We start from the raw sequence: 13430 nt of genomic DNA, 5'->3' as shown, positions 1-13430 counted from the left end.
TCAAACGGCGGGGCTAGATCGACCTTCCAGGGCACATACACCCTCGGCAAAGCCGAAACAGCCCCACCGTTTCACGGCGAACGGCCGTGAACCGGCCGTGAAACGGCACCGGCCGGCCGTCCGGGTCAGCTCAGCGCCGGGATGACCTCGCGCTCGAAGAGCTGCAGGCCCGAGAGGTCGTAGGCCGCCTCGGGGAAGTAGTGGATCGCGTACCCGAGGCCGTGGCGCTCGCGCTCAGCCAGCCGCTCGACGACCTGCTCGGGGGTGCCGAAGGTCGGCGACGAGAGGTAGTCCTGCTCGATCGCGTCGGCCCGCTCCTGACCCACGTGCGGAAGCAGACGCGCCTTCACGGCGGCGAGGCGGTCGGATGCCTCGGCTTCGGTCTCGGCGACGATCGTGTTGAAGTTCGCGGAGCGAGTGATCGACTCGAAGTCGCGCCCCAGGTTCTCGCAGTGGCCGCGCAGCACCTCGCTCTTGTGGTCCCACTGCTCGAGCGAGCCGTTGAAGTTCGTGTACGAGGCGTACTTCGCCGCGATCTTGAGCGTGACCTTCTCACCGCCTCCGGCGATCCACAGCGGGATGCCGCCGTCCTGCAGCGGCAGCGGCTGCACGATCGCGCCGTCGACCTGGTAGTAGGTGCCGTCGAGAGTCGCGGTGCCGGTGGTCCAGGCTTGGTGCATGATCTCGACGCCTTCGCGCAGCATCCCGAGCCGGTCGCGCACCTCGGGGAAGCCGTAGCCGTACGCGCGCCATTCGTGCTCGTACCAGCCGCCGCCGATGCCCATCTCGACCCGTCCGCCCGAGACGGCGTCGATGGTGGCGGCCACCTTCGCCAGGTAGGCGGGGTTGCGGTAGCCCATGCAGGTGCACATCTGGCCGAGGCGGATGCGCTCGGTCGAAGCGCCGAACGCCGCCATCAGGCTCCACGCCTCGTGGGTGGCCTCCTGGCTCGGCACCGGGGTGGTGTGGAAGTGGTCGTAGACCCACAGCGACTCCCACGGGCCTTCGTCGGCGTGCTGGGCGAGGGTCGCCATCACCCGCCAGTGGTCGCGCGGATCGATGTCCACGAGGTCGAATCGCCAGCCTTGGGGGATGAAGGTTCCGAAGCGCATTCCCCCAGCCTAAGAGCGCCGGCCCGGCCTAGGAGCGATCGGCGGCGCCCGACCCGAAAACGGCTGCGTGAGGCATCCGCTCTCTCATGACGGCGATCGCCTCGGGGTTGTCGTCGACGAGCACGGCGTGCCGCCCGAGCGCCGCCGCGACCGCACCGGTGGTGCCGCTGCCGGCGAAGAAGTCCAGCACGCGGTCGCCGGGGCGGCTCGACGCCTGCACGATCCGGCGCAGGATGCCCTCGGGCTTCTGCGTGGGGTAGCCGGTCTTCTCGCGTCCGGTCGTCGGCACGATGGTGTGCCACCAGACGTCGGTGGGCAGCTTTCCCCGTGCCGCCTTCTCGGGCGTGACGAGACCGGGGGCCATGTAGGGCTCGCGGTCGACGGCGTCGGAGTCGAACCAGTACCGATCGGGGTCTTTCACGTACACGAGGATCGTGTCGTGCTTGGTGGGCCAGCGTCTGCGGGTCTTCGCTCCGTAGTCGTAGGCCCAGATGAGCTCGTTGAGGAAGCGGTCGCGGCCGACGAGCGCGTCGAGCAGCACCTTCGCGTAGTGCGCCTCGCGGTAGTCGAGGTGCAGGTAGAGCGTGCCGTCGTCGGCCAGCAGACGCCATGCCTCGGTGAGGCGCGGCTCGAGGAATCCCCAGTAGTCGTCGAACCGGTCGCCGTAGGCCCGCAGATCGCCGCGGAGCCGTTCGTACTCGCGACCGTGGAAACCGCGTCGCACGACCGAGGTCCCGCCGCCGGTGCCATGACTCAGGCTGCCGGACCGTTCGGGTTCGGCCGTCGGCCGTGCTTCCGGGAGAGCGGATGCCTCGCCCGCCGCCTCAGCCTGAGGTGGTGCCACCGGCCGGGCGACCTCGAGAGCGCGCTCCTGGGTGCGGCCGGTGTTGAAGGGCGGATCGAGGTAGATGAGGGTGAACGACCCGTCCGCGAACTGCCGGATCACGTCGAGGTTGTCGCCCTGGTGGATCTCGACGGACCCGGATGCCTCGCCCTCGCCGTCGCGCGGGGACTCGGTCACGACTCGACCGGCGCCGGTCACGGCACGCGGCGCAGCCACGCGTCGGTGGCGAATTTGGACTGCACGAGCGCCTCCGCCTCGGCGTATTCCTCTTCGGTGATATGACCGGGAACGGCGCCGTAGAGGCGCGCGAAGGTCTCGATGAACCGCTCGATGATCGCCTCCCGCGGGAGCCCCGTCTGGCGCCGCAGCGGGTCGACGCGCTTGGCGGCCGACACGGTGCCCTTGTCGCTGAGCTTCTCGCGGCCGATCCGCAGCACCTCGGTCATGACCTGGCCGTCCATGTCGTAGCTCAGCGTCGCGTGATGGAGCACGCCGCCGTTGGCGAGGCGCTTCTGCGCGGCTCCGCCGATCTTGCCCTGCGGCGAGGCGATGTCGTTGAGCGGCTGATAGGTGGCCTCGATCCCGAGCGAGCGGAGGGCCTGCAGCACCCAGTCGTCGAGGAACGCGTACGAGTCGGCGAACGTGAGCCCGGCGACGAGGGATGCCGGCACGTAGAGGGAGTACGTGACGATGGAGTTGGCGGCCATCATCATGGCGCCGCCGCCGGAGATGCGGCGGACGACGTCGAAGCCGTGGCGGGCGGCTCCCTCGGGGTCGACCTCGTTGCGCAGCGACTGGAACGAGCCGATCACGACGGCCGACTCATCCCATTCCCACAGCCGCAGCGTGGGGCGGCGCCGGCCGTCGCCCACGCGTCCGGTGAGCACCTCGTCGAGCGCGAGGTTCATGCGGGGCGACACGGGCCGATCGTGCACGATCTCCCAGTCGAAGTCGCGCCAGCCGGGTGCCGTGACGAGCGCCCGGCGGACGGCGGTGCCGACGGCCTCGGGCGTGAAGCCGAGCAGCTGGGCCCCGTCGGGGAGAGCCGCGCGCACGGCCGCCGCGATCGTCGTGACGTCGGCTTCGACGGGCAGGCCGTTCACGGCGGCGTCGATGTCGTCGAGGGCGGAGTCGGGCTCGAGGAAGAAGTCGCCGGCGAGGTGGAAGTCCGCGATGCGCCCGTCGCGCTCCTCGAGGTCGACGACCACCAGCTTGCCCCCGGGCACCTTGTATTCGCCGTGCATGGGTTCAGCCTATTGCGGACGCGCCCGGGGGTCGTCGCCGGCCACGGGCCGGGGCATCCGCCCAGGAACGATCGTCTCCGCCGAACCGGCGCGGGGGCGGGGGCGGGGGCCGGTTCGACGGAGACGACGTGGCGTGCGACGGCGCCGGGGTGAGGCATCCGGCGCCGCCGCACTGGTTCAGGAGGAGGTGCAGGCCTTCCCGTTGAGGAGGAACTGCCAGGGCTCGACGGCCGCGCCCTTGCCGGTGACGACGACCGCCGCCGTCTTGCCGGGTCGCAGCGCCTTGTGCGCCTTCGCACCGGTGACGGTCACCGTCGCGCCGTCCTGCACGAACGAGCCGCCGACGACCTTCTGCACCGTCTGCGTCCCGTCGAACGTCCACGACACGGTCCAGGGGCTCAGCGTCGCCGTGCCGTTGTTGCGCACGACGAGCGTCGCGACGAAGCCCTTGCCGGTCTTCTTGGCGTGGGCCTTCACGTGGCAGTCGAGCGGCGCGATCGGCGGGTTGGCGAGGGCGATGAGCTCACGCGCCTGCTCGGCGAACCACTGCCCGGCGGCCGGGTCCTCGATGCCGCGCTCGGGGTCGAGCGGGCCGGCGGTGCCGCGCAGGCATTTGCCGTCCGATTCGCCCGGCACCTTGATCCACAGGTACGCGTCGAGGAGCGGCACGCCCGTCTCGGTCGTGGGGCGCAGGCCGAGCCCGCGGTCGGGCGGGTTGCACCAGTCCTCCGGCGACGGGTAGACGCCCTCGGGGTACTGCCACGGGCCGAGACCGTTGCGGCTCGTGTCGATGACGAACCGCGTCGTCGGCTGCACGCCGCCGAGGATCGACTCGTAGCGGGAGTCGACGCCCGCGGTGTCGAGCGCGGGATCGGGGTTGCCCGAGCTCCACTCGCCGTAGGGCGACATGGCGACGCCGGTCCAGTTGGTGGCAGGCCCGCCGTTCCAGTACTGGTTGCCGCACGACGCGAAGTCGCCCGGCGCCACCTGGGTGACGTAGGCGATGCACGACGAGATCCACCGGCCGAACGCCGTCGAGTTGGCGGTGAACTGGTAGTTCGACGCGTTCAGGAAGAACCCGTCGGCGCGCTCGACGCCGGCCTTGATGAGGCGGTCGGAGATCTCGCCGACGTTCAGCCAGCTCGAGCCCGTGCCGTCGAGGTACACCGAGGTCGCCGCGAGCGCACCGAACGCGTCCACGGCGTGGTTCAGCTGCTCGAACCGGTCGGAGGCAGCGGTCGCCGCCGGCACCTCGGCGGGCTGACACCACTCCATGGTGCCGTCGAGGGTGGTGTAGTGCGGGATGATGCCGAGGCCGTCCGGTTCGAGGATGACCGTGGCGGGGCGGTCGCCGACGCCGGCGGCGAATCCGTCGATCCATGCCGTGTAGGCCGCGGTGTCGAGGGCGCCGCCGGCCGAGTACTGCGCGCAGTCGCGGAACGGCAGGTTGTAGGCGACGAGGACGGGCATCTGCCCCGCCTCGGCTGCCGCCGAGACCACCTCATCGACCGCGTCCTGCACCTCGGCGGGCGTGCCGTCGGTGAACCAGTTCGCCGACGGGATCGAGCCGAGCAGCTGCGCATCCGCCCGCGCCTGCCCGCGCAGCTCCTGCGCGGCCTCGAGGGTCGTGCTCCACGGGTTGACGTAGAGGTCCGAGCCCGGCAACGCCGGCTCCTCCGCCGCGGCGGGCGCGGCAACAAGGGGGATGGCGACTCCGGCGGCGAGGGCCGCGGCCGCTGCGAAGGCGAGGGCGCGCCGCCGTGGCGGTGCATGGTGGGGACGGGGGAAGTCCTGGGTCATCTGGGGTCTCCTGGTCTTCGTCGACCGCCGGGCGTCTTCGCCCGGGGAGCGGCGCCGGAAGCTTTGGGAGCGCTCCCACAACGCACGCTGGGCCCAGCATCGCCCACGACCCCTGCCTACGTCAACGGCGAAGGCCGCAAGAGGTCAGGCGCGGGACGCGAAACGCCGGTTCAGCCAAGCCAGCAGATCGGCGCGCACCTCGGCCTGCGAGACGTCGTTGAACACCTCGTGCCGCACGTCGGGATACACGAGCGTCGTGACGTCGGTCAGCCCCGACCGCGAGCGGTAGGCGTCGGCGAGGCGGTGCACGCTGCGCGGTCCGCCGACGGTGTCGTCGCGGCCCACCAGCAGCAGGATCGGGATGTCGCGCCCGAGGTTGCGCTTCGGCTTGCCCATCAGGCGCAGCGTGTCGATCGGGCCGAAGAGCTTGGGGAGCGGCGTCGTGGTGGTCAGCGGGTCGTCGAGGAAAGCCCGGCCGACCGAGAGATCGGACGCCAGCCACTCCGTCCCCATCGCGTCCGGCCCCGCCCAGGGCGCGTTGAGGTCGCCCGAGTTGATCGACCCCGGCCACAGCAGCGCCGAACCGCTCAGCACGACGCCGTCGAAGGCATCCGGATGCTGGTTGACCAGCTTCTGCGTGATGAACGACCCGAACGAGTGGCCGAGGATCACCAGCGGCAGACCGGGGTTCTCGGCGCGGATGAGCTCGGTGAGCTGCCAGCAGGCGGCGAGCGCCGCACGGAACCCGCCGGGCCCGAGGCGGCCGAGCTTGGTGGCGTCGCCGCCGTGGTGACCCATGCCCGTGCGTCCGTGGCCGCGGCGATCGTCGGCGTAGACGGTGTATCCCGCGCCGGTGAGCTCCTGCACGAGCGCGCTGTACCGCCCGGCGTGCTCGCCGACACCGTGCAGCAGCTGGATCACGGCCCGGGGTTCGGTCTTGGCCGGGGTGACGTCGTAGACGATCGTGATGCCGTGCGCATCGATGAACTCGGGCATGCGCAGAAGTCTAGGGGTCGCGAAGGAACGGCCGGATGCGGCATCCGAATCCCTTAGCAAAACTAATGAGCTATGCTAAATAACGGCATGAGCGCACATACGGAACTGACGACGACACCCCACGACTCCCCCGACGACCACTCCGCCGCGGCCTCACAGCTGCGCATTGCGACCTTCCGGCTCGCGCGCCGCCTGCGCACGCAGCGCGCGGTCGACTCCATGAGCGACGGCCAGTTCGCCGTCCTCGCCGCCCTCTGGGTGCACGGCCCGCACACCCTCGGCGAGCTCGCCGATCGCGAGCGCGTCTCGGCGCCGTCGATGAACCGCACGGTGAACTGCCTGCAGGACCTCGGCTACATCAGCCGGTCCGCCGACGAGAACGACGGCCGCAAGGTCGTCATCGCCCTCACCGACGAGGGCCGCGCAGTCGTCGACGAGACCGCCCGCCGACGGGACGCGTGGGTCGAGGCGGCGCTCGCCGACCTCACCGACGACGAGCGCGGCGTGCTCGCCCGGGCCGCCGAGATCATGGAGCGGATGGCCGCCCGATGAGCTCGATGTTCCGCTCGTTCTCGATCTTCAACTACCGCGTCTGGTTCATCGGCGCCCTCGTCTCGAACGTGGGCGCGTGGATGCAGGCGACCGCGCTCAGCTGGGTGGTGCTGACCGAGCTCACCGACAACGACGCGGCGGCGATGGGCGTCACGATGGCGCTGCAGTTCGCTCCCCCGCTGCTGCTCGTCGGCGTGACCGGCTGGGTCGCCGACCGCTTCGAGCGGCGCAGGCTGCTCATGCTGACCCAGGGCCTGCTGCTGGTGCTCGGCGTGGCGATCGGCGTGCTGCTGCTGATGGGCGTCATGACCCTGCCGATCATGTACACCTTCGCCCTCGCGCTCGGAGTGGTGGCCGCGTTCGACAACCCCGCACGCCAGGCGTTCGTCTCCGACCTGGTCTCGCGCGAGATCGCCTCGAACGCCGTCGCGCTCAACGCGGCCTCGTTCAACGGCGCGCGCATGATCGGGCCCGCCGTCGCCGGCGTCGTGATCGTCGCGGTCGGCACCGGGTGGGTGTTCCTCGTCAACGGCGTGACCTTCCTCGGCATGATCATCGCGCTGATGCTGATCCGCACCGACGAGCTCGTGCCGCGCGTGAAGGCGACCGGCGCTTCGCGCCTCGCAGACGGCTTCCGCTATGTGGCGCGCCGCCCCGACCTCATCGTGACGTTCGCGATGGTGTTCCTCGTCGGCGCCTTCGGCATGAACTTCCCGATCTTCGCCTCCACGATGGCGCTCGAGTTCGGTCAGCAGGCCGATGGCTACGGGCTGCTCAGCTCGATCCTCGCGGTGGGGTCGCTGGCCGGCGCGCTGCTGGCCGCCCGCCGCGACCGGGCGCGGATCCGGGTGGTGATCGGCGGCACGCTGCTGTTCGCAGCCGCTGCGACCGTGTCGGCGGTCATGCCGTCGTACTGGCTCTATGCGATCACCCTCATGTTCACCGGGTTCGCGGTCGTCACGATGCTGACCACGGCGAACGGCTACGTGCAGACCACCACCGATCCCGCGCTGCGGGGCCGGGTGCTGGCGCTGTACATGGCGATCCTCATGGGCGGCACACCGATCGGTGCTCCCATCGTCGGCTGGGTCGCCGCCGAGTTCGGGCCGCGGCAGGCGATCCTGCTCGGTGCCGGTGCGGCGCTCGTCGCGTTCGCGATCGGCGCCACCTGGCTGATCGTCTCGGGCCGGCTACACCGCAGCGAAGAGAAGCGCTTCCTGCTCACGATCGACGAGACGCGTCCGCTGTCGGTCGTGCAGGCGAACCCCGAGGAGTTCTCCGACGAGGTCGCCGCGACCACGCCCGTCCGCGTGCCCGACCAGGCGCGCGAGCGCCGCGCGAGCTGACCCGGCGCCGGGCCGGCCGCCGCGTCAGCGGGGCCGGCGGGCTCCGACGCGGATGAGGTGGCGGTTCACGAAGCGGCCGTCCGGGTCGAGGCGTTCGAAGACCTCGCGCGCGTCGGCGAGGCGCGGATGCACCCGCTCGAGCCGCTCGCGCCCGAACCCGTGGCGCTTGCCCCAGTGCGGGCGCGCGGCGTACGGCTCCAGCGCGCGCTCGATCTCGGGGATGACCCGTCCCACCGCGTCGGGATCGTTGCGCCAGGTGAAGTGAATCGCGAGGATGTCGCGCCCGTACGCCGGGCTGAGCCAGAGGTCGTCGGCGGCGGCGGTGCGCAGCTCGCTCACGAACAGCACCGGACGGATGAGCTCGCCGAGCTCGCGCATCGCGAGCAGCGCCGTCACCGCGTGCTCACGCGACACGAAGTACTCGCTCTGGATCTCGTCGCCGAACGACGGAGTGCCGTCGAGTCGGAAGTGCGGCAGCCGCAACATCCACGGTCCCGGCACTCCTCGCAGCTCGGTGACGTCGGCCAGGCCGCCGAGGGGTTCGGCGTCGACGTCGCGCACCCCGTCGAGCAGCGTCTCGGGCACCGGCTGCCGGTCGTCGTCGAGGCGGGTCTTCACCCACACGTACCCGATGCTTTCGGGGTCCCACCGGGTGAACACCGACACCGAGTACCCCGCGCCCGTCACCGCCGGGAGAGCGTGCAGCGCGGCATCCCACGTCACGTCGCGGTACACGTCCTGGCGCACCCGGTACGTCGGCTCGGTCGCCAGGTCGAGCGAGACCACCACCCCGAACGCGCCGAGGCCGACCGCGACCGCAGCGAAGTCGGGGTCGCCGCGGCGGACCTCGTGCAGTGCGCCGTGGGCGTCGAGATACCGGATGCCGCGCACCGCGGTGGTGAGCACGCCGTGGGCGTCTCCCGAGCCGTGGGTCCCGGTCGCGGTCGCGCCGGCGACGGAGATGTGCGGCAGCGAGCCGAGGTTGTGAAGGGCGAGTCCGCGTTCATCGAGCCACGACGCGAGCACCCCGTAGCGCGTCCCGCCGGCGACGCGCACGGTGCCGTCGCCGAGCTCGAAGCCCCCTTCGAGTCCGGACACGTCGATGAGGGTGCCGCCGGTGTCGGGAAGGTCGGTGAACGAGTGACGGGTGCCGAGCGCGTGGACGGGTCCTCCGCCGGCGAGCGCCCGGCGCACCTCGTCCTCGGTGCGCGCCGTCACGATCATGGGTGCGGTGTACTCGTACGTCCCAGCCCAGTTGCGGGTCATGACCGCCCCCTCTGCGTCCGCGCAGAACTGTACACGCTCCGGGCCGGTGTCCCGCGCGGCCGCTGACGTGAGGGCGCGATCCTCTGCAGCCCGCGCGGCGCGGCACTTTCCGGCGAGCGCGGCGTCGTGCGACGCAGCGGCTGCTGCAAAGTGCCGCCGTTCGGCGGCGGCACGGCCGGGAGACGGATGCCGCGGCATCCGTCTCCCCTCACGCGACGTTCGTCAACCCCTGTGCGTGGGCGGCCGGCGGGCCTAGCGTCACGACCATGGATGCATCGCACAGTGACGACCGACCCGACCCCGCCGAGGGTGAACCCGGCGACCAGCCCGTCGAGCAGGACTCGCCGCTCGGCGGCGACGAGACGACCGAGGAGCAGCTCGAAGCCGACAACCCGGCGGAAGAGGAGATGCTGAAGACCCTCGATCCGGGCGCGCCGCCGGCCTAGAACTCCGCGGGAACCGATCCGCCGTTCACGAGACAGGCTCACGCCTCTCTCGTGATCGTCACCTTCACGTGGAGGTGGCTCTTGAACGGGCCGGCGTACACCCCGCGCAGCGGCGGGACGTCGCCGTAGTCGCGGCCGCGTCCGACGAGCACGTGCCGGTCGCCGATCTCGATGTTGTTGGTGGGGTCGAAACCCTGCCATTCGCCGGCGAACCACTCCACCCAGGCGTGGGACTCGCCCGTCACCGCGACGCCCACTTCAGCCGACGGGCGCGGGTGCAGGTAACCCGAGACGTACCGGGCCGGGATCCCGACCTCGCGCAGCGCGCCCAGGGTGATGTGCGCGATGTCCTGGCAGACGCCCTTGCGCGCCTCCCACGCCTCCTGCGCGGTGGAGTGCACGCCGGTGATGCCGTGCATGTACTCGACGGCGTCGCCGATGCCCGTCGCGATGGCGTGCGCCGCCCGGCCGGGATGGTCGTGCTGCGACGCGATCGACCGCGCGAGCTCCGCGACCTCGGGGTGCGGACGGGTGCGCCCGGTCTGGGTCAGCTGCTCCACGGTCTCGATGGAGCGTCCCGACTCGCGGGCGAGTTCGTGCCAGGTGATGTCGACGTGCTCGAGCGGACGCGGACGCACCTCGACCAGCGACTTGGCGGTGATGGTGAGCGCCGAATGCGGCGACAGCACATCGAACGCGGCCACGCGGGTGCCGAAGTAGTCGACGTACTGGTTCACTGACGTGGACGGCTCGATGTCGAGCGACGAGTTGAGCACGAACTGGCTGTCGGTCGACCCGGGCAGCATGCGCGCCTCGTTGTACGACGCCGACACGTCGCCCTGGTAGCTGAAGCCGGTCTGGTGCTCGATGCGCAGCCGTTTCATCGACGCCACCCCCGCTCATCGGCGCTGCATCCTGCGGCGTGGATCGCGCGAACCGTCATGAGATCTCTCCGATCCAGCTCGGCTCGGCCTGGGTCGGGAAGAACCGGCCGCGGATCGCCTCCGACGCCTCACGGGTGACCTTCTGCACGCGGTCCATGTGGGTGGGCAGCTCGCTGAGGATCTCGGACACCGGCCGGTACTCGAGGTCGTTGCGGATCTGCCCGAGCGCGCGCAGCACGGTGTTGGAATGGCCGACCCGGTCGGCGCGCGGATCGATGGCGCTCATGCATTCCTCGGCACGCTGGATGGAGTAGATGATCGACCGCGGGAACAGCCGGTCCAGCAGCAGGAACTCCGCAGCGTTGCGTGCGCTGGGCATGCCGCGGTAGGTGCGCAGGTACGCCTCATAGGCGCCGCACGATCGCAGGATGGTCGTCCACGAGGGTCCGGATGCCTCGGTCAGCGATCGCGTGGCGAGCAGACGCGCCGTCATGTCGGTGCGCTCGATGCTGCGGCCGAGGGTGAAGAACTGCCACGCTTCGTCGCGACTCGTGGACGAGTCGACGATGCCGACGGCGAGCGCCGCGCGCTCGCGCACCCACTGGAAGAACTCGTGCACCCGGTCGGCCTGAAGCCTGCGGGGCATCCGGGCGTTCGTGGTGTTGAGGGTCTCCCACAGCTCGGTGGAGACGATCTCGCGCGCGCGGCGGGCGTTCTCGCGCGCGGCGGTCAGCGCGTACGCGATGCTCGACGGGTTCATGCGGTCGACGGCCAGCCGCGCCAGCACGTCGGACCGGCGGACGTGCTCGACGCCCTCGGGCGGCAGCGAGCCCATGACGCTCAGCAGCGACCGGCACGCCGTGTCTTCGTCGATCCACGGATCTTCGAGCAGCAGCTGCAGGTGCACGTCGAGGATCCGGGCGGTGCCGTCGCTGCGCTCGATGTAGCGCCCGATCCAGAACAGCGACTCTGCGATGCGGCTCAGCATGCGTGATCACGCCCCGATCCGAACCCGTGACGGCCGACATGTCCCACTTTTCGTCGCCCCAGCTCCTCGGATTCGCTGCAAAGTGGGACACGCTCCGCCGAAGGTGGGACACGGACATCGTCGGTCGGGAGAGCGGATGCCTCGGCACGGGTCTGCTGCTGCTGCTCGGACTGCGCGGCGTGCGGCATCCCGGTCGCGTGCTCCTGCTGCTGCTGCTCGTGCTGCTCGCGATCGCCGCGGGCGGGATCGCGAGGCGAGTGGGCGGGCTCGGGCTGCCCGTCGTAGATGATCGGGATCGACGCGGTGATGGTGGCGGCCTGGTCGGCGACGAGCCCCGACACGCCCTGCCCCTGGCCGTACTCGACGTGCGACGGCGCGGATCCGCCGATGACCCACGTGTCTTTCGACCCGCCGCCCTGGCTCGAGTTCACCACCAGTTGCCCCTCGGGGAGCGCGACGCGGGTCAGGCCGCCCGGCAGCACCCACACGTCTTCCCCGTCGTTGACGGCGAAGGGGCGCAGGTCGGCGTGGCGCGGGCGCATCCCGTCCTCGACCAGCGTCGGGATCGTCGACAGCATCACGACCGGCTGCGCGATCCAGCCGCGCGGATCGGCCAGCAGCCGCTGCCGGAGCTTCTCGAGCTCGGCGGGCGAGGCATCCGGCCCTACCACCAGACCCTTGCCGCCCGAGCCGTCGACCGGCTTCACGACGAGCTCGTCGAGGCGGTCGAGCACCTCTTCGAGCGCGTTCGGGTCTTCGAGGCGCCACGTGTCGACGTTCTTCAGGATCGGCTCTTCGGCGAGGTAGTACCGGATCAGGTCCGGCACGTACGTGTAGAGCAGCTTGTCGTCGGCGACGCCGTTGCCGACCGCGTTCGCGATCGTGACGTTGCCGAGCCGCGCGGCGAGCATGAGCCCCGGAGCACCGAGCATCGAGTCGGCACGGAACTGCAGCGGGTCGAGGAAGTCGTCGTCGACGCGGCGGTAGATGACGTCGACCCGCTTCGGTCCGCGAGTGGTGCGCATGAAGACCTTGCCGCCCACGCACAGCAGGTCGCGCCCCTCGACGAGCTCGACCCCCATGAGGCGGGCGAGGAGCGTGTGCTCGAAGTACGCGGAGTTGTAGACGCCGGGTGTGAGGACGACGACGTTCGGGTCTTCGATGCCCGCCGGGGCCGACGCGCGGAGCGCGGCGAGGAGCTTGTTCGGGTAGTCGCCGACCGGTCGCACGCGCATCGAGACGAACAGCTCAGGGAGCGTCTGGGCCATCACCCGGCGGTTGGAGATGACGTAGCTGACGCCCGACGGCACGCGCACGTTGTCTTCGAGCACCCGCATCTCGCCGTGCTCGTCGCGGATGAGGTCGATGCCCGACACCTGGATGCGCACGCCGTTGGCCGAGTGGATGCCGGCGGCCTGGCGATAGAAGTACTGCGACGACGCGATCAGCCCGGCCGGCAGCACCTCGTCGCGCACGCAGTGCTGATGCCCGTACGCGTCGTCGAGGAACGCCTCGAGCGCGAGCACCCGCTGCTTCACGCCCGCCTCGATGCGCGACCACTCGTCGTACGCGACGACCCGCGGCACCGCGTCGAGCGGGAACGGGCGCTCCTCGCCCGCGAAGTCGAACGTCACGCCCTGCGCGAGGTACGAGCTGGCGAGCGAATCGGTGCGGCCGCGCAGCTCTTCCTGCGTCATCTGGGCGAGCGCCTGATACAGCTCGCGGTACGCCTCGCGCGACTCGGCGGGCGCACCCGGGTGCGCGGGACTGCCGAACATCTCGTCGAACGCCGGAACCCCGGAGGGCGTCTTGCGCGGCGCCAACGTGGAGCCGTAGCCGTCGAACAGATCACCCATGCGAAGAGCCTAGTCGCGGCCGTGTTGCCGCCATGTTTCACCCGTCCCCGCCGGCGCAGCCGATCGGCGCTCACCCGACCCGCCCTCACCCCTCAC

The 13430-nt window shown here is 70.9% G+C and carries 12 protein-coding genes; 3 read left to right on the top strand and 9 right to left on the bottom strand.

What is annotated here, in order from left to right:
* Positions 1–125 precede the first annotated feature (125 nt).
* From ACFUTX_RS11720 to ACFUTX_RS11700, 5 genes are all read right to left on the bottom strand, one after another.
* Entirely contained in the window at positions 126–1112 is a 987-nt protein-coding gene (locus ACFUTX_RS11720) for an LLM class F420-dependent oxidoreductase (protein WP_378864495.1), read from the bottom strand.
* A gap of 28 nt (positions 1113–1140) precedes the next feature.
* A complete protein-coding gene (locus ACFUTX_RS11715) occupies positions 1141–2133 on the bottom strand; it encodes a DNA-methyltransferase (RefSeq protein WP_378864492.1) in 993 nt (330 codons plus the stop codon).
* A 17-nt stretch (positions 2134–2150) separates the two neighbouring features.
* The gene (locus ACFUTX_RS11710) at positions 2151–3200 is read right to left on the bottom strand and encodes a biotin/lipoate A/B protein ligase family protein (RefSeq protein ID WP_378864489.1); all 1050 of its coding nucleotides are present in this window, start codon (positions 3198–3200) and stop codon (positions 2151–2153) included.
* Positions 3201–3377: 177 nt separating this feature from the next.
* Entirely contained in the window at positions 3378–5000 is a 1623-nt protein-coding gene (locus ACFUTX_RS11705; RefSeq protein ID WP_378864486.1) for a glycoside hydrolase family 6 protein, read from the bottom strand.
* A 144-nt stretch (positions 5001–5144) separates the two neighbouring features.
* Positions 5145–5996, bottom strand: coding sequence for an alpha/beta hydrolase (locus tag ACFUTX_RS11700; protein ID WP_378864483.1), 852 nt, complete (start codon positions 5994–5996; stop codon positions 5145–5147).
* A gap of 87 nt (positions 5997–6083) precedes the next feature.
* Between ACFUTX_RS11700 and ACFUTX_RS11695 the strand changes: the two genes are divergently transcribed.
* Together ACFUTX_RS11695 and ACFUTX_RS11690 are read left to right on the top strand one after the other, a co-directional pair.
* Positions 6084–6548, top strand: coding sequence for a MarR family winged helix-turn-helix transcriptional regulator (locus tag ACFUTX_RS11695; RefSeq protein WP_378864480.1), 465 nt, complete (start codon positions 6084–6086; stop codon positions 6546–6548).
* A gap of 5 nt (positions 6549–6553) precedes the next feature.
* The gene (locus ACFUTX_RS11690; protein ID WP_378864672.1) at positions 6554–7894 is read left to right on the top strand and encodes an MFS transporter; all 1341 of its coding nucleotides are present in this window, start codon (positions 6554–6556) and stop codon (positions 7892–7894) included.
* Between the two features lie 24 nt (positions 7895–7918).
* Here ACFUTX_RS11690 and ACFUTX_RS11685 read toward each other — a convergent pair whose 3' ends face one another.
* Positions 7919–9160 carry a D-arabinono-1,4-lactone oxidase gene (locus ACFUTX_RS11685; RefSeq protein WP_378864477.1) on the bottom strand — a complete coding sequence of 414 codons (1242 nt, stop codon included), beginning with the start codon at positions 9158–9160 and terminating at the stop codon, positions 7919–7921.
* Between the two features lie 266 nt (positions 9161–9426).
* Between ACFUTX_RS11685 and ACFUTX_RS11680 the strand changes: the two genes are divergently transcribed.
* Entirely contained in the window at positions 9427–9606 is a 180-nt protein-coding gene (locus tag ACFUTX_RS11680) for a hypothetical protein (RefSeq protein ID WP_378864474.1), read from the top strand.
* Between the two features lie 38 nt (positions 9607–9644).
* Here the strand turns inward: ACFUTX_RS11680 and ACFUTX_RS11675 are convergent, their stop codons facing one another.
* The 3 genes from ACFUTX_RS11675 to ACFUTX_RS11665 are packed head-to-tail and all read right to left on the bottom strand — an operon-like array spanning position 9645 to position 13334.
* Positions 9645–10490, bottom strand: coding sequence for a transglutaminase N-terminal domain-containing protein (locus tag ACFUTX_RS11675; protein WP_378864669.1), 846 nt, complete (start codon positions 10488–10490; stop codon positions 9645–9647).
* Between the two features lie 55 nt (positions 10491–10545).
* Positions 10546–11478, bottom strand: coding sequence for an alpha-E domain-containing protein (locus ACFUTX_RS11670; protein ID WP_378864471.1), 933 nt, complete (start codon positions 11476–11478; stop codon positions 10546–10548).
* Positions 11472–13334: a circularly permuted type 2 ATP-grasp protein gene (locus tag ACFUTX_RS11665; protein ID WP_378864468.1), complete on the bottom strand. Its 1863-nt coding sequence runs from the start codon at positions 13332–13334 to the stop codon at positions 11472–11474. Before ACFUTX_RS11665 ends, ACFUTX_RS11670 begins: the two co-directional genes overlap by 7 nt.
* Between the last annotated feature and the right edge of the window lie 96 nt (positions 13335–13430).

It is taken from the genome of Microbacterium sp. NPDC057407 (assembly GCF_042803895.1).
GTDB lineage: Bacteria > Actinomycetota > Actinomycetes > Actinomycetales > Microbacteriaceae > Microbacterium.
This window is presented reverse-complemented; position numbering and strand designations above follow the sequence as displayed.

Bases quoted from the DNA above. Each gene is read 5' to 3' on its own strand.
- ACFUTX_RS11720 (WP_378864495.1), bottom strand. From the start codon at position 1,112: ATGCGCTTCGGAACCTTCATCCCCCAAGGCTGGCGATTCGACCTCGTG.
- ACFUTX_RS11710 (WP_378864489.1), bottom strand. From the start codon at position 3,200: ATGCACGGCGAATACAAGGTGCCCGGGGGCAAGCTGGTGGTCGTCGAC.
- ACFUTX_RS11705 (WP_378864486.1), bottom strand. From the start codon at position 5,000: ATGACCCAGGACTTCCCCCGTCCCCACCATGCACCGCCACGGCGGCGC.
- ACFUTX_RS11700 (WP_378864483.1), bottom strand. From the start codon at position 5,996: ATGCCCGAGTTCATCGATGCGCACGGCATCACGATCGTCTACGACGTC.
- ACFUTX_RS11695 (WP_378864480.1), top strand. From the start codon at position 6,084: ATGAGCGCACATACGGAACTGACGACGACACCCCACGACTCCCCCGAC.
- ACFUTX_RS11690 (WP_378864672.1), top strand. From the start codon at position 6,554: ATGTTCCGCTCGTTCTCGATCTTCAACTACCGCGTCTGGTTCATCGGC.
- ACFUTX_RS11685 (WP_378864477.1), bottom strand. From the start codon at position 9,160: ATGACCCGCAACTGGGCTGGGACGTACGAGTACACCGCACCCATGATC.
- ACFUTX_RS11680 (WP_378864474.1), top strand. From the start codon at position 9,427: ATGGATGCATCGCACAGTGACGACCGACCCGACCCCGCCGAGGGTGAA.
- ACFUTX_RS11675 (WP_378864669.1), bottom strand. From the start codon at position 10,490: ATGAAACGGCTGCGCATCGAGCACCAGACCGGCTTCAGCTACCAGGGC.
- ACFUTX_RS11670 (WP_378864471.1), bottom strand. From the start codon at position 11,478: ATGCTGAGCCGCATCGCAGAGTCGCTGTTCTGGATCGGGCGCTACATC.
- ACFUTX_RS11665 (WP_378864468.1), bottom strand. From the start codon at position 13,334: ATGGGTGATCTGTTCGACGGCTACGGCTCCACGTTGGCGCCGCGCAAG.